The sequence below is a fragment of the Bacillus sp. 3103sda1 genome (assembly GCF_024159135.1).
Taxonomy (GTDB): domain Bacteria; phylum Bacillota; class Bacilli; order Bacillales; family Bacillaceae_G; genus Bacillus_A; species Bacillus_A rhizoplanae.
In genome coordinates, this window is the sequence record NZ_JAMYWS010000001.1 from 2,169,942 (window position 1) to 2,196,941 (window position 27,000).

The following is a 27,000-nucleotide window of genomic DNA, read 5'->3' on the forward strand; positions in this document are numbered from 1 at the left end:
CGACTTTATTTCAAAGCTACAGGTATCGCCCCATGGCCATCAAGCTAAGATATGAAAATAACTCCAAAACGAGGAAAATACTCCTTTTCTCTAAAACCAATCTTTTGTACTATTTACCAATAAAACATTACCATGCTACAATATTACTACTAATGACAGAAAGGATGATGGGTGGACGATGATTAACTAATCTTATTTTTAAATGTTGAAATTGGATATTTCAAATTATAAAAAATAGGATTAGTCTACCCATTGTTCATAAGGAAGTAAAGCTATTTAATAAAATAGCTTATTTGGGTATAAATAATTTAAACGACTAATCCTGCCAAATTTAATTGGGAGGATTTTTTTTATTCTCCTTTTAAAGAGAGGAATAGATGGTATGAAGGAACTTTTAAAAATACAAGATGTCTGTTTGGAAATAATGGAAAATACTTTGTTTGAACAAATTAATACTACAGTGAAACAGGGAGATATCATTGGAGTAATTGGAAAAAATGGTGCTGGAAAATCCACTTTGTTACAGTTGATAAATGGAGAAATAGAGCCAACAAAAGGGAAACTTCAATGGCAACAGATGAACGTAACAATGGCATATGTTGAACAAGAAAAAGAGGCATATATATCTAATGAAGTAACAGCGATAGAAGCTGAACTTCTTTCAAAATGGGGAGTACCAACAAACGATTTTCATAAGTTAAGTGGTGGAGAAAAGCTTAAAGTCCGACTTGCAAAAGGATTTGCGCAAGGTACAAACCTTCTAATGTTAGATGAACCGACGAATCATTTAGATGAGCAGAGTACAGAATTGCTCATTGAACAGATAAAAAGCAAAAGTGGAACAATCATTGTTGTATCACATAATCGATATTTCTTAGATGCTGTTGCAACGAGAATTTGGTCGATAGAAGATACAAAACTAATTGAGCATCAAGGGAATTATACGAGTTATATGAAAGTTCGAGAACAAAAGAGACTCACTCAGCAGCGCGAATATGAAAAGCAACAAAAAAACATCGAACGTATAGAATCACAAATGAAGGAAATATCATCATGGTCACAAAAAGCACATGCACAGTCGACAAAAAAAGATGGCATTAAAGAATATTATCGTGTAAAGGCAAAGCGAATGGATGCGCAAGTAAAGTCGAAACAAAAGCGTCTTGAAAAAGAGCTTGAAAAGACGAAAATAGAACGTGTTAAGCCAGACCCTATTGTAGAGTTTTCAATTGAAGCAAATAAAAAGGTAGGAAAACGTTTTTTAGAAGTGAAACAATTAAAAAAATGTTTTGAGGAACGAACATTATTTGAGAAAGTTAATTTTACAATTCAACATGGTGAGAAGATTTCAATACTAGGTGCTAATGGTTGTGGGAAAACAACACTATTGAAGGTGATTATGGGACAGGAAACGTTTGAAGGCGAAGTATGGATTTCACCATCTGCAAACATTGGTTATTTAACACAAGAGGTATTTGATTTACCACTTGAAAAAACACCAGAACAGTTATTTTATAAAGAGACTTTTGAAGAAAGAGGAAAAGCACAAAGTTTAATGAATCATTTAGGATTTAAATCTTCTCAATGGATAGAACCAATCAAGCACATGAGTATGGGTGAGCGTGTAAAGTGCAAGCTAATGGCGTATATATTAGATGAAAAAGATGTGCTTATTTTAGATGAACCGACAAATCATCTTGACTTACCTTCACGTGAACAGCTTGAAAATACGTTAGCGCAATATAATGGTACACTGCTTGTTGTTTCACATGATCGGTACTTTCTTGAAAAAACGACTAATAGTAGACTGGTGTTTTCAAACAATAGCATACAAAAGCAATTAAAAGAAACATCTCAAAAAAGAGATAATCTCGCTGAACTACGTTTAAAGCTTGAAACAGAAAGACAAGAAGTTTTAGGAAAACTAAGCTTTTTAACTCTTAAAGATGAAGCGTACATGGAACTTGATAAAAGATTCAAAGAACTTACGAAGCAAATAAAGGAGCTATAATCGAAAATACTTGTAGTTAGGGTACTGCCACATTGCCATCAAGTTAAGAATTCAGAATTACCCCAAAATAATAAAATGAAAATTTCTCAATTCAAGATTTAAAAACGCCAGCAATGTTGTTTAATTAAAGGGCGCAATTCTGTAGCAAGAATTGTGCTCGATCTTTATGTATTGGGCCACTATGTTGAATAAGAACTGAAAAGCTGGAATAGGTTCGCATTTATGGAATGGAAGTATGAAAAACTGTAAAAATAATTCATTTTGTTAAGGATCATAGTACATAAAACTAATAGCTTCCGAACATACTAATAAAATGTTTTGGAGGTGGGTGTTATGGATAAAAAAGACTTTCAAAAAATTTATAATGAATACTTACAACAAGGGGAAGACCAAGCTCAATTGGAAGTAGTTGAGGAAGTCGATTCAGGAGTAGAACAAATTGTTGCAGTTCGTAAAAATGATGAGGATGATATTATTGCTTTTAAAACAAGTAGTGGAAGAGAATTAGATTACATTACTGCTCTTGATGAAGCAAAATCAGGGAATTTAGCTCATGTGGACGTATTTCATAAGTATGGCAGGGATATTATACGTAGTGAACCTGATGGTATTAAAGAAAATAACTTAAATAACTTACCTTCTTTTTAAACGGGTAAACCTCAAGAAGAGAATGTTAATTTGGATATTCTCTTTTTTACTTTACTAATTTACTGTAATCTTCGTAAACTTGCTGTAAGAAAACCATCAGTTATTCAATTATAGAGCGTTATTATTGAACAACATAAGTAAAAAATGATCAATCTTTTTTATAAAAACCAATCTTAAATCTACTAGAAAAGCATCCATTTTGATCAATCTTTTTTCAAAATGGATGCTTTTTGTTTACCATAGAAAGCGGATTTGTAAGAAGTTTTTAATCAAACTTTATTCCAAAGCTACATCTCAGTCTCATGTCCTATCTTTACAATATCTTTGCAAAACATTAATCCCATATTTAACTTCATCTGGTAATATTTTCATAGGAAACGTATATATTTCTTCTCACTCTATCTATTAGAAATACAGAAGAATACCCGCCAATCAGTCACAATGTTTCTACTAAATAAAAAGGAGACTAGTGATGACATCGAAATTCACGGGAAATTCAAAAAAATTTGCAACTGTTTTAGTATCGGCAAGTATTTTCGGAAGTATATGGATGGCTCCGGTTGACAGTTCAACAAAAGTTCATGCCGCGGAGCAAACTCTCACACAGGAGAATTTCGACCAAATCGCCAACGGGTTACTGCCTGCCGGCTGGAAGCTTGTACAGGGAGATGCCAAGGTCGTAGACGGCAAGCTAGTATTATCTTCTCCTTCTTCTACCGCCCCTGCCAGAGTAGTGATTCCTTTAGGAGATCAATCAGGGAATTACGTTTTTGAAGCGGATATGACGTTTCAAAGCGCGGTGGAAGACAGCAGATGGGCTTCGTTGATGTATCGTATACAGCCCAATTCTTATCCGTATTATCAATCCGCTATGCGTAGAGGCACTACGGCGATGAACGGGCTGGAGTTCGCCATTCGGAATGAAAGCAATCAGTGGGTCGTGCCGGAAACGAATTTTTACCCGGAAAATATGGCTCTCAATAAGACATATCATATCAAAGTGATTGCAAGTGGCAATCGTGTTCAGCAGTTCATCGATGGGCAGCTTGTGATTGATACGGATCAAGCTGGGAAATGGGCAAACGGGGATGTTGGCTTTCAAGCGAATGGTACGACGGTTCAATTTGATAATGTAAAGGTGAATGAATATCCGAATGCACTTCCTCCTTTAGCGAAAACGAACGCTTTTCTTCCGAAAGAAGCGAAAACGAATATCGTGAATCCCCCTACGATCATTTCGCAATCTGTTGCACAAGAAGGCGCATCTTCGGTTCTCCTGCAGGCAAAGCGGAACGTGCAGGGGCAATGGGTTGTTGACGGAGCTCCTATTGAAAAAGCTCTAGAAAACATAAAAGGCAAATTCATTCCGGTTGTTCAGGTGGAAGAACATGCGGATATTGAAGGTCTCGCAAATATCATGAAAGAAACACAGACGCAGGATTTTCAGATTTTATCCAGCAATCCCGCCATCGTGAAAGAAATGCGCGGCTTCATTAAAACAGCTCGCGGTGCCCTTCGTTACACCAAGTCATCCTTCAATAAGGATGATATGGCCGCTTTCGTGCGTGACATTCATGAAAGCGATGCGATGGTTGCGGTAATGCCGCAAAAAAATCTGAGCCCTGATGCGGTCCATTATTTACATAGCCGCGCAATTTCCGTTTGGGGAAGCGGAGCAGAGGATGTGCAAGCCGCCCATACGCTCATTCATCTTGGAGTGGACGGCATTGTGACAGGGAAACCTGAAGCCTCCATTGAAGCGTTGGGACAATATCCAGAAAATACACTTGTGCAGCGCCCGGTCGTGGCGGCACATCGTGGCGTACCTTCCCTTGCGCCTGAAAATACGATGGCTTCCTATCGAAAAGCTTATGAATTAGGTGCGGATATGATTGAGACGGACGTGCAGATGACGAAGGACGGAAAGTTGGTAATTATGCATGACTATAATGTGGATCGAACAACGAACGGCACGGGCTATGTAAAGGATTTAACGCTTGAACAGATTCGCACATTGGATGCCGGTATCAAATTCAGTCCCGAATTCCAAGGTGAAAAGGTACCTACCTTTGAAGAGTTTTTGAATGGTTTTAAGGGGAAAGATGTGGTTCTGCTTGTCGAGCTTAAGGCGAGCGGCATCGAGAAGCAAGTGATGCAGGAAATTGAGCAAGCTGGAATGATTGATAACGTAGTGATTCAAAGCTTTGATGCCAACCATATCAGAAACGTTCGCAGTCTCAACCGTGAAGTCGGAACCGGCTATCTTTACTCCGCTGGCCCTCCTTCCACACTAGACAGTAAGCTGAAGAAGGCTCAGCAGATGATGCAGTACGGCGCCAGCATGAACGCGACATTGAATGCAAGCTACGGTAGCCTGTATCCGGAATTTATCCAATATATGCGTCAGCGCGGATTTCTGAATATGCATTGGACGTTCAGGGACGAGAATCCGTTTGGAGAAGCCTTGCAGGCCGGCGTTGTCGGACCGATCACGGACTATATGCAGTGGCTGACGGATGCGCCGATTCGTTTGGAAATCCCGAATAAAAAAGTAAACCTGAAAGTAGGAAAAACAGCGACTATACACATAAAGTCCAAAGTAAATTATCGCGAGGACAAAAGAGAGAATATTCCTACTACTATCTTTGTGAACAGCGGAGAAGACAAAGTGAAAATTGAAGGCAGTACCATTCAAGCATTGAAGCCCGGAACAGTGAATGTATTTGCGATGCATACTTTCCAAATGCTTGGGAAGGAATGGCATATTGTAGCTGAGCCGATTGAAGTAACTGTTACAGAATGAAAAGTATAGATAACTGCCCCTCTTTCAAACGGAGGGGCAGTTTAGTAGCAGAGGGACTTCACAATAATTTCATCGAATGTATTAGATAAAGTGAAGGGTATTATTGTAATTTACTTTAGGGAGAGAAAATAATTGAACCTAGGTAATCCAATAGCTATAGGGAATACAGCAAAGATATATCTTTGTGATAATAAAATTGTGAAAGTGTTTAAAAAACATTTTCCAAATACAGAATCTTTATACGAAGCAAAGAAACAAGAATACGCTTATTCATGTGGGCTTCACGTCCCAAAGGTACTAGAAGTCACAGAAATAAAGAGTAGACAAGCGATTATAATGGAATATGTAAAAGGGAAAACAGTAGGTGATCTCTTAATTAATAATATGGAACTAGCTGAGCATTACATAAGTGTTTGCGTCAACGTACAACAAAAGATACATGCTGTTGTTGTTGATTCAGATTTACTTGAACCGATTTCAGAAAAACTACATCGCCAGATTGAATCCGTACAGAATCTAGATGAGAAACAAAAGGATAAATTATTAAGAAAATTGGATTCAATGGTATTTGAACCCATACTATGTCATTGTTGAATATGAACAATCTCTCTTTTACTAACGGGGCATGTTTGTTGAAGAAGAATTGACACAAGAAGGTCGTTAATGAAGGCGATCTTTTTTATTTTGTCAATTTTTTAGAATAAGGGATTTCCAATTGGAGTATTATGTTAAAATCAAATCAGGCAGAGCAGTTTTTAGGGTATTGATGGTGAGGGTAATGGGGGAAATGATTATCTTCGTGAAAAGTCCTATGATTCACTAAAACTAAAACAGTTTAAATTATAATTCTTAAGGGGTGTTTATTTATAGTTATAAATAGAAATAAGTTACACTTTATTTGAAGATAAATAAAAACCATAAGCCTTACTTAAAGAACTATAAGGGGTAGCGTCAGGAAAATGCGGATTTACAACGTTAAGGAAATTATAATATTAAAAAGTCCAATTTCTCAGTATTAAAATTGAGAAATTGGACTTTTTTCGTTACTCCAAAAAAGTACCCTATAGTTTAAGTGATAGCATTCACAAATTTATATAAAAAAGCCGATCTCCACATTTGGAAAGTCGGCCATATTAATGTATTGAGTGGAGTTGGATCGGTAACTATCATTTTTAAGTATGCACCACCGAAAAAGTTGGCTTCAATTTTTTGTCCCAATTGAAAGATTGTGAGACACCGCTCTAGTATCCACTGGAGCGGTGCTACTAATTAAATCTAGATTTATTCAGGAATTACAATATCTCGATATACCCTTCTGTTCCATGCACACGAATTCGTTGCCCATCTTTTATCATTTTGGTAGCATTTTCCACTCCGACAACTGCTGGCAAGCCATATTCGCGTGCTATAACTGCTCCATGGGTCATCAGTCCACCGACTTCGGTGACTAGACCTTTTATGGATACAAATAATGGTGTCCAGCCAGGGTCTGTAAATGAGGTGACTAATATATCTCCATCTTTCAAATCAGCATCTTCTAGGCTTAAAATGACACGTGCTCTTCCCTCTATAACTCCGGAAGAAACTGGCAGACCTACAAACGCTTCGGCTGGGAGATTTTCTCGTTTGTACTCACCTGCAATGATTTCACCATCAGACGTGATAACACGTGGGGGAGTAAGTTTTTCATATAATTTGTATTCGTCTTTTCGTTTGCTGATGATCCGGTAATCTAGTTTATTTGTGCGTACAACTTCGTGAAGTTCTTCAAAAGTGAGATAGTATATATCTTCATTTTCACGAATAACGCCCGCTTTTACGAGTTGTTCGGCTTCTTTTAGTAAAGCCTGCTTATAAATGAAGTAGCGATTAATCATGCCGTATTTTGGATATTCACGATAACCAATGAAATTCCGGATTAGGCTGATCATTCGTTTTGTCTCTTTGGCTTTTTGTTCACCATCCGGTAATTGCTTCAATCGATCTAATAACTCTTGTTCTTTTTTCAAAGCTTCCTGTAGCCCTTGCTCAAATTTCCGATGGCTAGCATTGGACTCAAAGTTTTCGATGTTACCCAGAATCATGGGGACAAGTGTAATTGGTTTTTCACTCCATCTAGTTCTAGTAATATCGATTTCTCCGGCACATCGCATTCCGTATTCATTGAGAAAAGCATAGAAAGCGTCTCTAGCTTCCTGTCCACCATCAAACTTAACCAGTTCATCCAAAAAGTTATCATCTTTTACATGTTGTAAATAATCAATTACTTCTGGATAAGGACGAATTACATCTGCGACATCCAATAGTGCTAGACCCATTTCAGAAGTAATATTGTTTGGTACAGATTGAGAAAGCGTGTTTGCTGCGTTTTTTTCACCTAACCACTCGTTCATTTTTTCATTGACCCATGATGAAGCATTTATGGCAGCCATAAATACAGCTGAACTTTGTGGGTCAAATAAAATCTTCTTTAATTCCTGAATATCTTCTAGAATAAAATCAAATAAATCTGATCCTGATTTCATTTGGATGTTTTGTTTTAACTCTTCTATGGATGTTTGACTACGCTTAATCAAATCAGAAACGATTGATGGATTGCTTTCGATTTGTGCTAGCATATCTGTATTGCCTCTTCTGGGATTTGGTGCTTTATTATCATTTGGTAACGATTTTATAAAATCTCCTCGATCAATAATGTTCATAAGTGCGTCTTTCATGAGCGGATCGTGTTGTCCCATGGCATTTAATAAAATGTTTCTATTGATAGATGAAGCCAGTTGATGTGTGACATCAACAAACAACCTCCCACCAGCTTTACGCATAGGAGCAGGAGTCGTTAACAGGAAAAATGACAATCCCAGTGGTTTTATGGGATCGGTCATCATTTGTTGGTGACCGACAGATACATAAACGTGATTTTCTTGATTATTCGCTTCAGGGATGGGGAAAAGAGTCGTGATTGGACGACTCTGGACAATGTAAAATGTATCATCAGCTAAACACCATTCGATATCTTGTGGACAACCAAAATGAGCTTCGATCTGTCTTCCTATGCGTGCTAGTTGTAAAATTTGTTGTTCAGTAAGTGTTTGAGTCTTTTGCTGATTAGGATCGATCTGCTGTGTCTCTGTTCCGCCTTCTTTTAGTCCATAGATAGCCAATTTTTTGGTTGATATCATCTTATCGACGATTTCCTCTTCCTGTACTTTATAACAATCGGCAGATACCAAGCCAGAGACCAGTGCTTCTCCAAGTCCAAAACTGGCATCGATTGATAGCAACTTTCGGTTAGAAGTAATCGGATCAGCAGTAAATAAAATTCCTGAAGCCTGTGGGAAAACCATCTTTTGAATGATAACGGATAAATAAACTTGACTGTGGTCAAATCCATTTTGCATACGGTAGATTACCGCGCGATCCGTAAATAGGGAAGCCCAACATTTGCTGATATGCTGCATGATTGCTTCTTTGCCGATGATATTTAAATAGGTGTCTTGTTGACCAGCAAAAGAGGCATGTGGTAAATCTTCAGCAGTCGCACTAGAACGCACTGCATAAGCATGTTCATCACCAAGCTGGGAGAGATAGTGAGTAACTTCTTTCACAACATCGGAAGGAATCTCTACTTCCATAATGATTTGTCGAATCTTCCTGCTAATTTCACCAATTTGATCTCGATCTTCTACTTTTAGCGTTGTTAGTCGATCTAACAAAGCATGATACGTTTCGTTTTGTTCGATGGCTTTTTGATATCCCACTGTTGTGACACAAAATCCTTCTGGTACTTGTATTCCTTCAATTTTTGATAATTCCCCTAAATTTAACCCTTTTCCGCCAACGAGCAAAAGCTGTGTTTTTTCTATCTCCTGAAAACCGAAAACCAAAGAACTCATTCTACATCTCTCCTAACCATTAATGTTCTATTGATTTTAGCAGTAGTAAATGAGAATAAATAGTCTATATTGACCATTTTTTATATGTTATAATTAAATTAGGAAGAGTTCAAAAAATAGCTAAACCTTACCATACAGTAGTAAACTGATGCCTCGGTTCATCCACTCGAAAGTAGCTCATATGCCTTTTAGCCCACAATGAATATGGTTAAAATCAAATTTTTTCCATTTATTTTATCAAAATTAAATCACTACATCGAAGTCATTTGATTTAGGCAGAGAGGCTGCTTTTTTCATGAGTTGTTCCCATAATCGAACAGATTTTCTCCATTCCAATGCGGCCTGTCCCTTTTGATACATAGCATTCTCATAACTAAGAGTAAGTTGTTGCATATCAGTTGAGTTGTAAAGCGTATCTATACGAAGTGCGTACTCACGTAATGTTTGGCTTTCGTTGCGGGGAATACCTATTCTCGCAAATTGTTTTAAGAGTGCCTCGTAAGCCTTTGGATAAACAGCATTACCTTTTCGGTATTTATAGAGGAAAATCACGAAAAATGTAAGCCACTTCATTCTAGTAGTAAAGAGAATGTAGCTAATTATACTTATTGATATAATAGTGAGGAATAAGTACCACCAAGAAAAGTCTTTTTTAGAATTCGTCATCTTTTTGGTAGAGGATTCTTCGGTATTTTCTATTAGATTTTTGTGTTTCGCTTCATTATTTCGCTGTTGTATTTGTTCATTGTTAGGATTAATCACTTCACTATTTTGTGAACCGGAAGCCGGAGCGTCGTTTGTAAAGTTATACGGGTTGCTAAATCCTTTTGTTGGTTCGAATGGGACCCAGCCGTATCCTGGAAAATATACTTCCACCCAAGAGTGTGCATCATTATTAGTAATTTTATAGACGCTATCACCCTCTAAATCAACTATTGTATCGTCAAGAGTGCCTTCGGTATAACCCTTCACCCAACGCGCGGGAATACCAACAGAACGAAGTAATACAATCATGGACGTTGAAAAATTATTACAGTATCCGCTTTTCGTATCGAAAATGAATTGATCTACGTAATCTTGGTTTTTGCCAGGTACCACAACATGTTCTGTTTCATATACAAAGGAATTGTCTACGAAGTAACTTTCGATAGCTAATACTTTATCATATCGAGTGATTTTATCCTTTGTAAGATGTATTGCCAAGTCTTTTACTCGTTGTGGTAATGATTCGGGAAGTTGTGTATATTTTGCCATGAAATAAGGACTTGTCTCCATACTCTCATCCGTTTTTACAGCTTTCAATTTTTCTACGGAAAATTGAGGAATTTCATAAGTCACTTTATATTTGTTTAAAGAGGTAGAAGATCCTTCTTTCATTGTATAAATTTTTTCTGAAAACGGATCAACGCTGAATGATACATCTGAAACAGCTTCAACTGACACTAATCCTGCGGGATAAATAAGATGAGGATAACTTTTTTGCATGTTAACTGTTGCTACAGCTGTACTCGTTTTTATATTCGATTCATACCATTTCACTACGTTGTTTTTATTCTTAAAAGAATTTTTTTTTGGTGCTTCAGAAACTTCCCAGCCTTTTCCGGTATAAAAGTCTTTTGTTTCTACTCTCCAATATTGACTATTTTGCGTTTGTGCTGTGAAAACAATTGTATCATCTGGCTTAAAAGGGCCACCTAGTTGAGAGTCATCTACACTATATCCGATTTTTGAAACTTCAGCTTTCTTACTTGTTGCAGCTGTATCGAATTTTAAAAAAGTAATAGGATTTGGCCATTGAGGGCCAAACTTTGGAGCAAAATATGCGATGGCTACGGATAATACAATACATATAGCAAGTGGTATATGTAATTTAGATATCAGTTTGGAATACTGTCGTAAGTGCTCATGCGCTTTTATCTGTTCGATATGAAGGAGACTAAGCATAAAAAAACCGATGACAACGGTGCGAATAATTGCATGATTTGCGTTGTATAAGTGTAAGTTATGAAAAGTCGTGATATAAATAATAGTCAATATAAGAAATAACAGTCCATGTTTTTGACGAATCATCCAATAAGAGATGAGAGAACATAAAAACCAGAGCAATAGAAAAAATAAACAGGTGCGAAAAACTGCGGAAAGACCTTGCCAATTTGCTTGAAAGAGAAGAGTGATATTTTGGAAAATATCAGAAAAGAATGATGTCATCCAAGATGGATTAATAAAAGTACCTTTATAATATAGGGAATGAATAATGAATAAAATAACTGCAATTTTTACTGGAATTTGCCATCTTGTTTGTAAAAAGGAGAGAGAGAAGCAAATTCCTATAAATGCTGCAAAAATATCTAATCTCTCCATACTCGTAACACCTATAAGTGGTCTTAACCACTCTAGTAAAATAAGAAACCCACATAAATACATGAGGAATCTACTTATATCCCATTGTTTTTTTGTACGTAGTGTCATCATTTGTTCACCTCAATCAAAAAACACATTTGTATAACGATTATCATAAGCCGCTTTTACAAATATTTTTCGTTTTTGCAGTGCTTCTAATATACTTAGTTCACGATTTGAGAATTGGTTCGCTTTTTCTTTCACGACAAACACTATCAGCCTTCTATTTTTTAATGCCAAACCTTCAGCTGTTTTTAAAATGTCGGGAGAAAGATCACTTGTCACGAGTATAACTGTTACTGGTTGATACATTTTTCTTAATTCCATTTCTACAGTTTGAGAGAGCGGGAATATACTGTCTGCTTGCACCTTTGCTAAATGACGAAAGATTTGTTGCAGCTGCGTATCTCCGTTGTGCAAAGGGAAAACAGTCTGTTCTTTTCCGACAGATACGAATGATGCTGGTGAATTCTGTTTTAAGATAGCTCTGACGAGAGAGGCTGTAAACGTAACAATCGACTCGAATAGGGGAGATGGAGTTCTATCCATAAAAATCATGACATCTTGACTCCGCTGTTGTTCAAATTCTTTCGTCATAATATTATTTTTTCGAGCGGTTGCTTTCCAATCGATCCATGAAAAGCGATCACCAGGTTTATACTGTCGGACACCAACTGAGACTGTAGAATCTTTTGTTAAATTTATGTTTGCTGAGAGCGCTCCTTGTTCGAAATGATTTTCCAATTGTTTATAATTTATATTCATATATTGAGGATAGATTAAAAATGTATTAGGAACTGAAAACATGATATCTTTTTCAATAATACCGAATATATCGCCGGTTTTTACACGTACATTTGAAAAAGTGTGTTCTCCTCTCGGGATTGTGTTAATTACATATTGATACGAAATCTTTCGTTTGAATCCTGGAAATAGTATTACTTTGGCAGCCTTTGCTTGTTTATAATTTTTAAATTGTGGAGGAAGTTCATCTTCTATAATTAAATAAAGTAAGGGAAAAGGGATTTTTCTTTCTATTATAATAGTGCTTCGAAATTGTTCTCCGGCTATGTATTCCTTTTGATTTGTTGTGCGTTTTACTTCAGCATCCCGCAAAGCGTAAAAGGGAAGCAGCATTGAATAGAAGCCAAAAGGGAGAGTGCTATAAAATAAAAACCAACTTACAAATCCTCCGTGTATCATGGCATATAAAAATGTTAAGACAAGGAATAAAGGAATTATCAATAACTTTCCAATGTTATAAACTGCTCGTAGTAGCTTTTTCATCAAGGATTTATCGTCCTTTGAGTCGGCACTGAAGTTCGTGCGACAATTTTTGCGATGACTTTTTCTCCTGTTATTCCTTCAAATTTTGCTTCCATTTTTAGAATGAGTCTATGAGCTAAAACATACGGGGCCAAAAATTTAACATCATCCGGAATAACATAATTCCTGTTGTGGATGAACGCATAAGCCTGTGAAGCCTTCATTAAAGCGATAGAACCTCGGGGACTTGCTCCTAACTGTATAGAACTATAATAACGAGTTTGATTGACGAGTTTTACGATGTAATGCTTGATTGCCTTTTCTATATATATTTCTTGTGCGCTTTGCTTTAATTTCAGCAATTCTTCTATTGTAATAATAGCCTGTAAATGGGAGAGTGGATTTGTTTTTTCCATACGGTTTAAAATTTCAAATTCTTCTTCTGCTGTAGGATAACCCATTTTTAGTTTTAATAAGAAACGGTCAAGCTGAGCTTCCGGTAAAGGGTATGTTCCTTCGTATTCAACTGGGTTTTGTGTGGCCATTACAAAAAATGGATTTGGTAGAGGTCTAGTTATACCATCTATTGTAATATTGCCTTCCTCCATACTTTCCAGTAAGGCGGATTGTGTCTTCGGTGATGTACGGTTAATTTCATCAGCAAGTACGAAATTCCCCATAATTGGTCCTGGTTTGAACTCAAATTGTAGCTCTTTCGGATTATAAATAGAAACACCTGTTACATCTGACGGTAGTAAATCAGGTGTAAATTGAATTCGTTTGTAATCGGCATCGATTGATTTAGCAAGGGTGCGTACCAGCATTGTTTTTCCGACACCTGGAACATCTTCTAATAGCACATGACCTTCAGCTAAAAGAGCTGTCAAGGTAAGAATGGTTTCTTTTCGTTTTCCGACCATCACTTTTTCGATATTGTTGATTATCTTTTCAACAATTGGATGTAACGAATCAAGGTGTGTCATCGTATGCCTCCTAATTTTATGATCTATGTAAATAAGAATTGAATCTTTGGATATGCTACAGTGGAATTAATCTAAGAGGTGATTGTCCCTTTTAATTACTTTATAACTTCTATACCTGCTAGGAAAATCCTACTCTACATTTTTAAAATATTTTGTGTTGTTTCTAGGTGATATGCACATGAAGTATGGTTCAATACGAAAAGGCTGTATAGTGAATAAATAAACACTATATAGCCTTTTCAATTTGATTAACTTGCAATCCGATTGTTAGAATTATTCGATTTTTCTCCTTGTAAAAAGAGCTTTGTTTCTGTAACAACAATCCCGCTTAATCCAATAAGACCAATTAAATTTGGGATTGCCATTAGTCCGTTTGCAATATCAGAAAACGTCCAAACAAGTCCTAGTTTTAAATTTGCTCCAAATGCGACCATACCAACAAAAATGAAACGGTAGTATCGAACAGCATTACGGCCGAATAAATACTCCACACATTTTTCACCATAATATGACCAGCCTAACATCGTTGAGTAAGCAAATAAAATAATTGCAATGCCAAGAATCATACTTCCGGCGTTTCCAAATACAGTTTGGAATGCAAATGTCGTCGCTTCAACACCTGTTTTACCAGAATTCCAAGCGCCTGTTGTAATAAGTACTAGACCAGTAATCGTACATACGACAAATGTATCAAGGAACGTACCAGTCATAGATACGAGTGCTTGTTTAGCGGGGGAATCCGTTTTCGCAGCAGCAGCTGCAATTGGTGCGCTTCCAAGTCCCGCTTCGTTTGCAAATACACCTCGTGCCATCCCAATTTGAATAGCTGAAGCAACAGTTGCTCCGGCAAAACCGCCAGCAGCTGCAGTGCCGTTAAAAGCACCTGAAAAGATGAGCTGAAATGCTTCTGGAATTTGATCTATATGATAAAAAATAATTATAAGTCCAGCAAGTATATAAAAGAAAGCTTTAATCGGAACAAAGTAACCAGTTACTTTTCCTATTTTTTTGACTCCGCCTAAAATGACTATTGCGATGAAAAGCGCCATTAGAATTCCAGTCACAATAGGTGATACGGAAAAATTAATTTTCATGGCCTGAGCAACAGAGTTGGATTGCACCATATTTCCGATTCCAAATGAAGCTGTTGTTCCGAAAATAGCAAATAATATAGCTAGCCATTTCTTTCCTAGTCCACGTTCTAAGTAATACATGGGGCCACCAGAGTATTCACCGTTAGCTCCATGAATGCGATACTTTACCGCAAGAATCGCTTCCGAATATTTTGTTGCCATTCCAAACAAGGCGGTAATCCACATCCAAAATATTGCGCCAGGTCCCCCAATAGACACTGCTGTTGCAACGCCGGCGATATTCCCCATACCAATTGTGGCTGACATAGCAGTCATCAATGCTTGGAAATGGCTAATGTCTCCTTTAGAAGATTTGTCCTCTGATTTTCCGAATGCTAGCTTATGTGCATATAATAGTTTAACAAATTGTAAGCCTCGTAGGCGTACGGTAAGGAGGATTCCTGTTCCAACAAGCAGTAACAGTGTAGGTAGCCCCCATACGTAATGATTGATTACTTCTAAAACTTGATTTACTGTTTCCATCTTTATTCTCCTTTACAAAAAATAAAAAACCATTTCATATAAACGAAATGGTCTCTGGAGATACAAGGAATAGAAAAATAAACCGATTCGGGAATCGGTATTTTCTGTTGCTTGTCTCTGTCCTTTTACCTGAGAGATTATCCGCTGTAATAGCAGATTTGCTCCTTCGGTGCTCTGTTTCCTCCTTTTTGCTATGCAATAGGAGGGAGTCTCTCCAGAGATTCGTCCCCATACAGTTCTACTTGAATACAAGACCTGAGAGTTTCAAAGCTGTCCGACCAGCTTTTTGCCCCATCGGTAGATCAAAAGATCTTCTCCTGTATGGTTCATCCGAATGCTATGAAATTAATATGAGTTATTATAATCATGATTTATATTTTAAGTCAAGAATTAAAAATATATAGATTCATAATTAATATTTATATATTAATGATTTTTAACTGCTTATTTAGGCTGAAAAAGGCTTGTCTTTCGTAATTCATATATCATTTTAGTAAGCACATCATTATAATTTTTCTGCGTTAATTCATAAATTGTCATTTCACTATTAGCCTTTATTTCATCTATTTTAGGATGAGAATCATAGTATATTGTTCCTAACACAGTTTGAGGACCTTGCATAAATTGATTAATAGTAGATAGAAATTTTGGAGATGCGATTTGCATAGGTCCAATCTCATCTATCACTATAATCTTCTTTGCGTTATTTTGAATAGACTGAATAGCTATACTTTCAAATTCGGAAACATTTACGCCATATCTGCCAACTTTAATATCGCTTTTAGAATTAATATCTGCAATCACTGATTCTTCTCCGTCAAGGGAGATAATTTTAAAACCAGTTCTATTAGAGTTCTCTACGATTTCTTCGGTATAAAACCCTCCAAAATTTTCTATTCCAAGTGCATTTATTATTTTCTTTAAAACCGTAGTTTTACCTACTCTCGGCTTGCCAGTTAGAAAAAAATGATTTCCCATAAAGAAATACATCCTCCTGTGTCGTAAGAGTAACTACTTGTTGAATTAGAAATGTTTCATTTCACTATTTTGTATATGAGGACACTTAGCAAGTAAGGTTTGTATGAACAATTCTTCATTTTCTGGTGATAGTTTGACACTGCCAAATATGGCATTTGGATAGTGAATTTCTACACCGTGAAGTGCAGCCGCTGGGCGAAACCCCATAAGCATATCATCAGTTGGATGAATCTTTGTAATATTTTCATAGGGAACGTTGCACCAAAAAGGACCGCATCTTGCATATAAACTCTTTTCTCGCAATTCATAGCGAATCCCGAAAATGATCCATAACATAAATAAATCAAATATAAAGAGGATGCTCGAAATGATGAACCAATCCACAGAGGTTAATGATTTATCTAGCCAAAGCGGAAGAGAAAGGAGTACATTACATAATAAGGTAGCTCCAATTATCATATACCAATATCCTCGATCTCGTCGTACTTTCCATCTCATTTCATCAACTTCTCCTTTATTTGATATACTTTTTTTAGAAATGATGACTTTGGGAGTTGCATACAAATATTACCACATTTTCATGTGTATAATTAAGAATATGTTACATTAAGGGCTAAATATTGAAAAAAGGTAGTTTATGTAGAAATTAGATGGCAGAATGAAGAGGAAAGATGTTCGTTTTTTGAAATTGAATGTAATTAAAACTAAGCAAAGGAGACATTTATGAAATCACTACAAGGAAAAGTTGCAGTAGTAGCTGGTGCAACACGCGGTGCTGGAAGAGGCATTGCGATGATGCTTGGTGAAGCCGGTGCTACTGTATATGTGACAGGAAGAAGTACAAAAGGAAATTTATCATCCATGGGAAGAACGGAGACAATTGAAGAAACGGCTGAACTTGTAACGAAACAAGGTGGAAAAGGAATTGCAGTTCGCGTCGATCATACGGTGAAAGAAGATGTTGCAGCTTTATTTGCGAAGATTGAAAAAGAACAGAATGGACAGTTAGATATTTTAGTGAATGATGTATGGGGAGGCGATCCGCTGACAGAATGGAATGTACCATTTTGGGAGCATAATTTAGATAATGGAATCCAAATACAAACAACTGCTGTACATTCTCATATGATAACAAGTCACTACGGTGTCCCGCTTATGGTGAAAAATAAGAAAGGGCTTGTTATTGAAATTACAGATGGTGTTGATTATGAGTATCGAGGGAATTTGTATTATAGTCTCGCTAAAATTTCGACAATTCATTTAGCACAAGCAATGGCAAGAGACTTAGCTCCCTACAACATAACATCTGTTGCAGTCAGTCCAGGATTTTTACGTTCTGAAGCTATGTTAGATATATTCGGTGTCACAGAAGAAAATTGGCAAGAAGGAGCAAAAAAAGATCCGCACTTCATTGCATCAGAAACACCATTTTTTATTGGAAGAGCAATTGCTGCTTTAGCGAGTGATCCTAATGTACATAAGAAAACAGGTAAAGCGCTTAGTTCATGGGAATTAGCAAGAGAATATGGATTTAAAGATATAGATGGAAGACAGCCTGATTGGGGAAAATATTTTGAGGAACATGTAAAACATACTTTATAAAGAATTTCCATTGATTTAGGAAAGAATAGATAAAACTCGTAATCATACGGGTTTTTTATTTATTTCAATCGTCTTCAATATTCAAATGATTGCTAAAAGGTTAATTAACATTGACATGCAACCATAAGGTGTTATATTCTATGGAAGTGAAACCAAAAGGTTTTATTTTGAATTTAGGAAAGAAGGTAAAGTAATATGAATACATTACAAGACATTAAGCAAACTATTGTGCTAGAAGCACCTATTCAAAAAGTATGGGATACAGTATCAACTGCAGAAGGTATTGCATTATGGTTTATGCCAAATGATTTTCAGCCAGAAGTAGGATATGAATTTCATATTCAATCACCTTTTGGTCCATCTCCATGTAAAGTATTAGAAATAGATGCGCCTCATCACCTTTCGTTTGCGTGGGATACAGACGGTTGGATTGTTTCCTTTATTTTGAAAGATTTAGGAGATAAGACAGAATTTACACTCATTCATGGCGGTTGGAAAGACCCTGACTTTATTCTTCCGAAAGCGAATGAGAAAAGTGCTATTATTCGCGAGAGAATGGCATATGGTTGGACTGGCATTGTTAATGAAAAACTTAAAAAGGTTATTGAAGGCTAAATGTCTCCATCAGCAGAAACTTATGATGTATTCCAAGCAATTGCTGATCCAACTCGTAGAGAGGTACTTCGGTTACTGGCAGAAAAAGAATTGCCTATTTCAGAAATAACATCTCATTTTCCGATTAGTCGTACAGCTGTTACAAAACATCTTCACATTCTTTCAGAAGCAAAGCTAGTTAGTGGAAAGAAGGTAGGGAGAGAAAAAATTTATCAGCTGCAGCCAGAACCTTTACAAGAATTAAAGCAGTGGCTTTCATTTTACGAACAATTTTGGAATAATAAATTATCTATTTTGAAACATGTGGTTGAAAATGGAGAGAACAGTGGATTAAAAATTGTTGAAACAAAATTGGATAAACAAGAGGAATAAGAGAGTTTCCTTCTAAATGAAAAAGAGTATGTTTGGAACAATTTGTTTTAAACATACTCTTTTATATTTCATAAACAGGATTAAGATTAATTTGAAAATGGTAATACTGTGTGTAAATTGCTGTAAAAGGAATGGACTGTATGAATATTGTTTTTGAAAGCATCATACTAATCGTTACAGGTATCCTCGGTTTAAAGTTAACGGGGAGTAAAACTCTTAGTCAAATGACGAGAGCTGAAATTATTATCGTTGTATCTATTGGGCGAATTATTGTAGAACCAGTGTTAAATAAGAAAATAGGACCAACTATACTCGCTACATGTATATTTTCTGGGATTTTACTTATAATTCATTATTTAGAAATGAAATCACGAAAGGTGGAACAATTTCTAAATGGTGATAATATCGTTCTTATTAAAGATGGAGAGCTTTTAAAGAACAATTTAAAACGCGCCAAAATGACAGAACAGCAATTATTTATGCATCTAAGAGTACAGGGGATTCATGACATTCAAACATTACAGCAAGTAACTGCAGAGCCAAATGGTCGTATCGGATATCAATTAACTGCTCAAACTCAACCGGTTACTCGTGAAGTGCTAGAAAAGGTACTGCGTCAATACATTTCTAAAGAATAAGGAATATAATTATGCCTATTTTTGAAAATCGAAAATTATCTCACGTAGTTTTTGTAGTCCGACAATTAAATCTTGATCATTTAGCATAGAATAGCTGATACGCATATACTCGTGTTTTGACTCGTGAACAAAGCAAGCTGTTCCTGGTAAAAAAGAAACGTCAACTTCATTTGCTTTTTTAAGTAATGCAAATGAATCCATTGAGTCCGGAAGGGAAATCCATAAGTTAAAGCCACCTTGTGGTATTTGAAAATGAAGTATATCTGTTAAGGGTGCAAGTGTTTCTATCGTAGCATCCCGACGCATTTGTAAGGCAGTTCGTAGTTTTTCTAAATGATTCTTCATTCTTTCTGTCCGCAAAAAAGGTAGAATGGCTTTTTGCGTTATTAGTGGACTACCTATATCCATTAATGCTTTCGCAGCATATAACCAATCAAATACAGGCCCTTCTGCGACTAATGCTGCAATACGAAGCCCTGGTGCTAACGTTTTACTGAATCCTTTTAAATAAATGACATGACCGTTCTTATCAAAATGTTTAATAGGAGCCGGAAGCTCAATATCATTAAAATAGATCTCACCAAAAGAGTCATCTTCAATAATAAAAAAATGATAAAATTCTGCTAGTTCTATAAGCTCTTTTCTTCTTCGTTCACTCATTAATATTCCAGTAGGATTATGAAAGGCAGGATTCACGTATAACAAAACTGGATTATTCTTTTGACACACCTCATCTAATAAATCAGAACGGATGCCTTGTTCATCAAGCTCAACAGGAATAACGTTGATTCCTTTGTTAACAAACACATCAATTGCAGCACCGTAGCACGGACTTTCTACTATTACTGTGTCCCCAGGCTTTAATAATGTTTGAGCAATTAAATCAATGCCTTGCTGGGCACCACTTGTAATTAATAAATGAGCAGGATCGGCTGTTAATCTTTGATAGTCTTTTAAATATTTGCTAATTTCCATGCGAAGTTCTTCATCACCTTGTACAGGTCCGTATGTGGCCAAAATCATTTTGTCTCTGTCTAGTATTTTTTGCATTTCGCCTGATAGAAACGGATTAGGTAAAAGACGTGGGTAGAGAATGGCCTGAGAAAAATCATAAAATTTTTTGTGGCGATTGATAATATATTGAGACCTTATCACATTAACAGCTTTCATATGTTGCCAGTCATAAGCAGCATGTATGTTTAGAGGAGTATTTCTTTTTCCCCTTATGTAAACCCCTTTTCCTGGTTGTATGTATACATAACCTTTTGTCTCAAGCTGTTTATATGCTTTCCGAACCGTCAATACACTTATTTTTAAATCATCTGCCATGATACGTAGAGAAGGAAGGGGGTCTCCATCTGCTAACATACCACCTTGAATACGCTGAACGATTTGCTCGTAGATTTGCTGGTAGAACGGTATATTAGATTCTTTTCGGAGTACAATTTTCATTATCTCACCTAATCTTCTTTTTATTTTCATTTAAACTGAAAAAAACTTTATAATCAACAGAAAATTCATACAACTGTTATATAGCTTGATGTACTGTTATACACTGTTTCCTCTATACTCATTTCAACAATGAAAGGGAGGAAGCATTATGGTTATTTTTAATTATCTTCTTATTTGTATTATTTTTGGGACGACATTTTTAACGATTAAAATCGGAATCGCAGCAGGCGCACCACCACTTTTTTCAGCGGGGATTCGTTTCTTTTTTGCCGGTATAATCGTTATCATGTTTTTTATCGTGAAACGGAAACAAGTCATACCATACCTTTTAACAAAAAGAATTATATTTGCTGGCTTTTGTCTTACATTTATGACCTTTGCAACTTTATATTGGGCAGAGCAGTATATCTCATCGGGATTAGCAGCTGTTCTTTCCGCTACAGGTCCAATGATGATTTTATTGCTTCAAACGAAACGAACGAAAATGAAATTGAGAAGGGAACAACTTTTTGCCCTTGTACTGGCTCTTATAGGAGTAGTATGTATTTCTTTACCAGGGTTGCAGCAGCAATTTTCTTATATGTGGAGCATTGCTTGCCTTGTTATATTAGTAGGAGAATTTTTCTACGGAATGGGTACGATCCGTTCAAAGGAACTTTTATCAGATTTATCAAATGTCTCACCGTTTTTAATTAATGGCATTCAAATGTTGTATGGAGGTCTGTTACTAATTGTTTGTTCTCTCTTATTAGAACATCCGAATCTATCTGTCTTAACTTCATGGAACATTCAATGGCCGATTCTGTATTTAATATTTATAGGTTCAATAGGTGGGCATGGCCTATACTATTGGCTATTATCCAAAACCAACCCTGTATTTCCATCTACTTGGCTTTATGTTTCGCCATTAATTGCTGTTATAACAGGATATATATTTTTAGGTGAACCAATTAAACCAGAAATGGGAATTGGAGCTTGTTTCATTTTGATTGGTGTTTTTATGGCGAATCGATCCACACTTGAATTGTATTGGAGACAAGGGAAGCTATTGAAAAAAGAGATGTGATAATTCTTTTACCTAATCCGTGATTAAGTTGTGAATTAGCAGATTAATTTCAAAAGAAAGCCATTTTTATGAAAATAAAAAGCCTATCGTATAACGTTATGGATTTGATATCACATAACATTACGATAGGCCTTTATTGTATTTATCGTTAATTTACTTTCTTTATAAATCCTTTGTAGTGGCGTTTCACGAGCTGGCTTTCTAACGTTTTCATTGTTTCTAGTGCCACACCGACAATAATGAGTAAACTTGTTCCGCCGATTTGAGCAGAAGCGGGTAAATCAGAAACTTTTGTAAATATAATTGGTAAAATAGAAATGGTTCCTAAAAAAATTGCCCCAATAAAAGTTAAGCGATATAAGATTTTTGTTACGTATTGCTCTGTCATTTTCCCTGGTCGGATACCTGGAACATATCCATTTTGCTTTTTCAAGTTTTCCGCCATTTGTTCAGGATTTACTTGAATAAAGGCATAAAAGTATGTAAAAGCAATAATGAGGCCAATGTATAGAAACATTCCAACTGGATGTGTAAAATCCAAGTTTGTATTTATCCATTTGGACACTGCAGAGTTTGGAAATAGCTGTGCAATTGTCCGCGGCGTCATTAAAAATGCTGAAGCAAAGATAACTGGAATGACACCTGCGCTATTTACCTTAAGAGGTAAGTGTGTATTTTTTGCTCCTTGATACGGATTGTTCCCAGTAGAAGCTTTTGCATATTGAATAGGAATTTTCCGATTTGCTTGCTGAATATAGATTACACCAACGATGATTGCTAAAATGACTAAAATAATTAATACAATTTTTATAATATGCATAAAGAGCTGATCTCCAGCATTATGAATTTGTTGTAAGTATATTTGATTCATAATACTTGGAATTCCTGCCACAAGTCCTGCAAAAATAATAATTGAAATTCCATTGCCTACTCCATTTGCAGTAATTTGTTCACCTAGCCACATTAAAAACGCAGTACCAGCAGTTAATACGGTAGCAATTAATAAGTAGGTTTTCCAACCTGGATCAGTTATTAATTGTCCACCTGCCATATTGTTAAAGCCAATAGACATTCCTATCGACTGAATGAATGCAAGAACAATTGTAAAGTAGCGGGTAAATTGAGCTGATTTTTTACGACCCATTTCACCTTGCTTTGCCCACTCTGCAAATTTAGGAACGACATCCATCTGTAATAACTGTACGATGATGGAAGCTGTAATATACGGTGTGATGCCAACTGCGAAAATTGAAAAGTTTTTTAAGGCACCTCCGCCAAATACATTGAGCATTCCTAAAATATTTGTTTGATCCTGTATTTTTAATACCTCAGCATTAGTATGAGGAACTGGAATGAATGTGCCAATCCGAAAAACGATTAACATCCCTAAAGTAAAAAGGATTTTGTTTCTGATCTCAGCTACTCTCATAAAGTTTGAAATTGTACGAAACATTATGTCGCCTCCTATATTTTCACCAGTTATTTTAAGTAAAGAAAAACTGGTATTTATATCCTCACGTATAAACTGCAAACCTCCTTCCAAATAAAATTCATTATGACAAATGGATTTTCATACAGTTTATGGATATAAAATAAAGCGATGGTTGTATTTTCGTAACAACTCAATAACCATAATATAACTATAAAATGAGGATTTGTACATAGATAAGGCTGAAAAGAATGAGAAATACGAGAGGTATACTTTTTATATTACCTTTATGGAAAAGAGAGAATTTCATATTTGATAACGAACATAAATTATGTTTTACAATTCAACAAAGGGGTTCACTATATGGAATTTCATTTACATAATTATGAATGTAGAAGAACTAACAATTACAATGATTCAAGAAGCAATGGAAAATGGTAAGTTCACATCAAGAGAACTTGTTATGTATTATTTATACCGGATTGCAAAAGGCGATAAAATGCATATAAGTGCTGGTATGCTCGTTTTAAAAAATCATGTGAGTCAAAAAGATGCGTATTTAGTGAAAAAGCTTCGAGATGCAGGAGCGATTATTCTCAGTAAAACAAATATGACAGAATTGGCAAATGGAATGTCATTAAAAATATGGGCTGGGTATAGCGCAAGAGGAGGACAAACTTTTAATCCTTATGGACCTGGAGAATTTTTGGTAGGTGAATCCAGCTCCGGTTCTGTTGCTGCAGTCGCTGTAATTTACACCCTCACTTCCTCCATTTAATTTTTTGAAAAGGATATATTTTCTTGAATATCATATACATTATAGAAAAAAGCCGAGAGGGGTGTATGTGATGGGTTTCCCGCCTCAACAACAAAGTAAACCTGGCATTGAATCATTAATGATACCCAGACCTATATTTGATAACCCCAATTACAAACCAGCCGGTAAGCTTATAAATAAGGTGGCGCTTATAACTGGTGGGGATAGTGGAATTGGGAGAGCCGTCGCTGTAGCCTTTGCGAAAGAGGGTGCAGACATTGCAATCTCATACCTAAATGAACACAGCGATGCAAAAGAAACGGAGTTCTATGTCAAAAAGTACGGCCGTAGTTGCATTACCATTCCAGGTGATATTGGGTATGAGCAGCATTGCCAACAAGCTGTAATGCGAACGATTCACCAGTTTGGTCGTATTGACATTTTGGTGAATAATGCCGGTGTACTATACATAAGGAACGGTCTACTTAATGTAGACTCGAATCAACGAGCAAGCACCTTTCACACAAATGTTTTTTCGCAGTTTATTATTACGAAAGCTGCTTTACCATACATGAATTCAGGAAGCTCCATAATAAATACAACATCCCTTAGTGCCTATCATGGAGATCAAGACGCAATTGACTACTCTGCATCTAAAGGAGCCATTGTTTCATTTACACGCTCGCTGTCATTGTCACTGGCCTCGCAAGGGATTCGAGTTAATGGTGTGGCCCCAGGACCAATTTGGACTCCATTAATTCCATCTTCCTTACCTCCAGAATGGATTGCCACATTTGGAGACCATGTTCCTATGAAGCGAGCCGGCCAACCGTTTGAAGTGGCACCTGCTTATGTATTCTTGGCCTCCGATGATGCATCTTACATATCAGGGCAAATTCTACACGTGAATGGTGGGGAAATTGTAAACGGCTAAATACTTACAAAACTAATATTAATTGTTATTATTCAAACTGGGTATTTCCCCCACACCAAACAATAAAAAACCATCATCTAAGAGCGTACCTTTGTGATGGTTTTTTATTGTTATAATTTTACCCTTTCAATGAAATTAGATAAAATGTTGTAATAAGTGTTTAGCAAAAGCAAGGTATAGTAATGTGAAAAGTCAAAGACAACTTAAAAATAAGCGATATTTATACCTTTTATGCAAAATTAATTTGAAATTATATATTTTACGGCTTTCTACCTTAATGGAAAGGTTGAAAAAATGTACCTGTCCAGTATACTGAATATGATTCAAACTTTACTAACATTGATGGTTTAGCTATATATCGGATCTATAAAGAACAAAATAGAAAAGGTGTTATGAATGAAAACGTATATTGTAATTGGAGCTGGAATTCTTGGAGCATCTACTGCTTACCATCTTGCGAAAGCAGGAGCACATGTTACATTGGTCGATCGCCAAGATTTAGGACAGGCGACTGATGCAGCAGCGGGAATTGTATGTCCTTGGCTCTCACAGCGTCGGAATAAAGCTTGGTACCAAATCGCAAAAGGTGGAGCTCGTTACTATGCTTCTTTAATTCAACAATTAGAAGCAGATGGCGAAACGGATACAGGTTATAAACGTGTAGGTGCGATCAGTCTTCATACAGAAGAGAAAAAATTAGATCAAATGGAAGAGCGGGCATATAAACGACGCGAGGATGCTCCGGAAATCGGTGAAATTACTCGTCTATCAAGTTCTGAAACAAAGAGCTTATTTCCACCGTTATCAGAAGAATATAGCGCTGTACATATTAGTGGTGCTGCTCGTGTGAACGGAAGAGCGCTTCGTCAGTCTCTTTTGAATGCAGCTAAAAAACAAGGTGCTGTATGTATCATGGGAGATGCATCATTAGTTCATGAAGACAATCGAGTTATTGGTATTGAAGTAAATGGTGAGACTTTAACAGCTGATCAAGTTATCGTAACTGCTGGTGCTTGGGCAAATGAGTTATTGCAGCCGCTTGGTGTTAATTTCTTAGTTACATTCCAAAAAGCGCAAATTGTTCATCTCCATATGCCAGAAATAAATACAGAAAGTTGGCCTGTTGTTATGCCGCCAAATGACCAGTACATTCTTGCGTTTGAAGATGGTCGTGTCGTAGTAGGTGCAACACATGAAAATGATACTGGATTTGATTACCGAGTAACAGCAGGTGGATTACTTGAGGTATTCGATAAAGCATTATCGGTTGCTCCAGGTTTATCAAATAGCACGGTACTTGAAACGAGAGTCGGATATAGACCATTTACACCAGGCTTTCTTCCTGTGATTGGCGCATTACCTAACTTTGAAGGCATACTAGTTGCAAATGGGTTGGGTGCTTCTGGGTTAACAGCAGGGCCTTACTTAGGTTCTGAACTTGCAAAACTTGCTCTTGGTGAACAAACAGAACTTGAACTTAGTTATTATGATGTAGCTGGGGCAATTGAACAACCAAAGAATTAGAGAAATAGTATGT

General features: G+C 36.4%; 19 protein-coding genes, 2 pseudogenes and 1 riboswitch. Of the genes and pseudogenes, 12 read left to right on the forward strand and 9 right to left on the reverse strand.

The genetic code is table 11. The annotated features are described in order from the left end of the window. The first annotated feature begins 382 nt into the window (after positions 1-382). From abc-f to NKR74_RS10840, 4 genes and pseudogenes are all read left to right on the forward strand, one after another. Positions 383-2,011, forward strand: coding sequence for a ribosomal protection-like ABC-F family protein (gene abc-f, locus NKR74_RS10825; RefSeq protein WP_253629539.1), 1,629 nt, complete (start codon positions 383-385; stop codon positions 2,009-2,011). A gap of 333 nt (positions 2,012-2,344) precedes the next feature. Then, entirely contained in the window at positions 2,345-2,659 is a 315-nt protein-coding gene (locus NKR74_RS10830; protein ID WP_253629540.1) for a DUF3892 domain-containing protein, read from the forward strand. A gap of 472 nt (positions 2,660-3,131) precedes the next feature. Then, positions 3,132-5,462, forward strand: coding sequence for a glycerophosphodiester phosphodiesterase family protein (locus NKR74_RS10835; RefSeq protein ID WP_098309821.1), 2,331 nt, complete (start codon positions 3,132-3,134; stop codon positions 5,460-5,462). A 132-nt stretch (positions 5,463-5,594) separates the two neighbouring features. Then, positions 5,595-6,050, forward strand: a pseudogene (locus NKR74_RS10840) (aminoglycoside phosphotransferase family protein); the annotation flags it as partial. Between the two features lie 704 nt (positions 6,051-6,754). Here the strand turns inward: NKR74_RS10840 and ppsA are convergent. The 7 genes from ppsA to NKR74_RS10875 form a co-directional block, all read right to left on the reverse strand. Continuing rightward, positions 6,755-9,355, reverse strand: a complete 2,601-nt coding sequence (ppsA, locus tag NKR74_RS10845; RefSeq protein ID WP_253629541.1) for a phosphoenolpyruvate synthase — start codon at positions 9,353-9,355, stop codon at positions 6,755-6,757. A 243-nt stretch (positions 9,356-9,598) separates the two neighbouring features. After that, positions 9,599-11,827, reverse strand: coding sequence for a transglutaminase TgpA family protein (locus NKR74_RS10850; protein ID WP_253629542.1), 2,229 nt, complete (start codon positions 11,825-11,827; stop codon positions 9,599-9,601). A 9-nt stretch (positions 11,828-11,836) separates the two neighbouring features. Next, positions 11,837-13,042 (reverse strand): DUF58 domain-containing protein, encoded by a 1,206-nt coding sequence (locus NKR74_RS10855; RefSeq protein WP_098309818.1) that lies wholly within the window; start codon positions 13,040-13,042, stop codon positions 11,837-11,839. Continuing rightward, positions 13,042-14,004 (reverse strand): AAA family ATPase, encoded by a 963-nt coding sequence (locus tag NKR74_RS10860; RefSeq protein ID WP_098309817.1) that lies wholly within the window; start codon positions 14,002-14,004, stop codon positions 13,042-13,044. The genes NKR74_RS10855 and NKR74_RS10860 overlap by 1 nt, the downstream gene beginning before the upstream one ends. A 248-nt stretch (positions 14,005-14,252) precedes the next feature. Beyond that, the gene (locus NKR74_RS10865) at positions 14,253-15,620 is read right to left on the reverse strand and encodes an alanine/glycine:cation symporter family protein (protein WP_253629543.1); all 1,368 of its coding nucleotides are present in this window, start codon (positions 15,618-15,620) and stop codon (positions 14,253-14,255) included. 107 nt (positions 15,621-15,727) lie between these two features. After that, positions 15,728-15,848, reverse strand: a riboswitch (glycine riboswitch). Between the two features lie 216 nt (positions 15,849-16,064). Then, a complete protein-coding gene (locus NKR74_RS10870) occupies positions 16,065-16,598 on the reverse strand; it encodes a nucleoside-triphosphatase (protein ID WP_253629544.1) in 534 nt (177 codons plus the stop codon). Between the two features lie 45 nt (positions 16,599-16,643). After that, positions 16,644-17,096, reverse strand: coding sequence for a PH domain-containing protein (locus NKR74_RS10875; RefSeq protein ID WP_098309814.1), 453 nt, complete (start codon positions 17,094-17,096; stop codon positions 16,644-16,646). Positions 17,097-17,321: 225 nt separating this feature from the next. Here NKR74_RS10875 and NKR74_RS10880 point away from each other — a divergent pair, with 225 nt between their 5' ends. The 4 genes from NKR74_RS10880 to NKR74_RS10895 all read left to right on the forward strand — a co-directional run bounded on the left by NKR74_RS10880 (position 17,322) and on the right by NKR74_RS10895 (position 19,825). Continuing rightward, entirely contained in the window at positions 17,322-18,200 is an 879-nt protein-coding gene (locus NKR74_RS10880) for an SDR family oxidoreductase (RefSeq protein WP_253629545.1), read from the forward strand. A gap of 195 nt (positions 18,201-18,395) precedes the next feature. Continuing rightward, a complete protein-coding gene (locus NKR74_RS10885; protein ID WP_098309812.1) occupies positions 18,396-18,815 on the forward strand; it encodes an SRPBCC family protein in 420 nt (139 codons plus the stop codon). Further along, positions 18,816-19,187 (forward strand): ArsR/SmtB family transcription factor, encoded by a 372-nt coding sequence (locus NKR74_RS10890; RefSeq protein ID WP_098309811.1) that lies wholly within the window; start codon positions 18,816-18,818, stop codon positions 19,185-19,187. It begins immediately after the preceding gene. A gap of 140 nt (positions 19,188-19,327) precedes the next feature. Continuing rightward, positions 19,328-19,825 (forward strand): DUF421 domain-containing protein, encoded by a 498-nt coding sequence (locus tag NKR74_RS10895; protein WP_253629546.1) that lies wholly within the window; start codon positions 19,328-19,330, stop codon positions 19,823-19,825. 15 nt (positions 19,826-19,840) lie between these two features. Here NKR74_RS10895 and pdxR read toward each other — a convergent pair whose 3' ends face one another. Continuing rightward, positions 19,841-21,277: a MocR-like pyridoxine biosynthesis transcription factor PdxR gene (pdxR, locus tag NKR74_RS10900; protein WP_098309809.1), complete on the reverse strand. Its 1,437-nt coding sequence runs from the start codon at positions 21,275-21,277 to the stop codon at positions 19,841-19,843. Positions 21,278-21,425: 148 nt separating this feature from the next. Here pdxR and NKR74_RS10905 point away from each other — a divergent pair, with 148 nt between their 5' ends. Continuing rightward, positions 21,426-22,343, forward strand: a complete 918-nt coding sequence (locus NKR74_RS10905; protein ID WP_098309808.1) for a DMT family transporter — start codon at positions 21,426-21,428, stop codon at positions 22,341-22,343. A 148-nt stretch (positions 22,344-22,491) separates the two neighbouring features. On the opposite strand, the gene secY is transcribed toward NKR74_RS10905, so the two are convergent. Continuing rightward, positions 22,492-23,796, reverse strand: a complete 1,305-nt coding sequence (gene secY / locus NKR74_RS10910; protein WP_253629547.1) for a preprotein translocase subunit SecY — start codon at positions 23,794-23,796, stop codon at positions 22,492-22,494. 361 nt (positions 23,797-24,157) lie between these two features. On the opposite strand from secY, the pseudogene NKR74_RS10915 reads away from it, so the two are divergent. From NKR74_RS10915 to NKR74_RS10925, 3 genes and pseudogenes are all read left to right on the forward strand, one after another. Then, positions 24,158-24,541: pseudogene (locus NKR74_RS10915) on the forward strand (amidase family protein); the annotation flags it as partial. Between the two features lie 79 nt (positions 24,542-24,620). After that, positions 24,621-25,463, forward strand: coding sequence for an SDR family oxidoreductase (locus NKR74_RS10920; RefSeq protein ID WP_098309805.1), 843 nt, complete (start codon positions 24,621-24,623; stop codon positions 25,461-25,463). A gap of 396 nt (positions 25,464-25,859) precedes the next feature. Beyond that, complete coding sequence (locus NKR74_RS10925) at positions 25,860-26,987, forward strand: NAD(P)/FAD-dependent oxidoreductase (RefSeq protein ID WP_253629548.1); 1,128 nt, start codon at positions 25,860-25,862, stop codon at positions 26,985-26,987. Positions 26,988-27,000 lie beyond the last annotated feature (13 nt).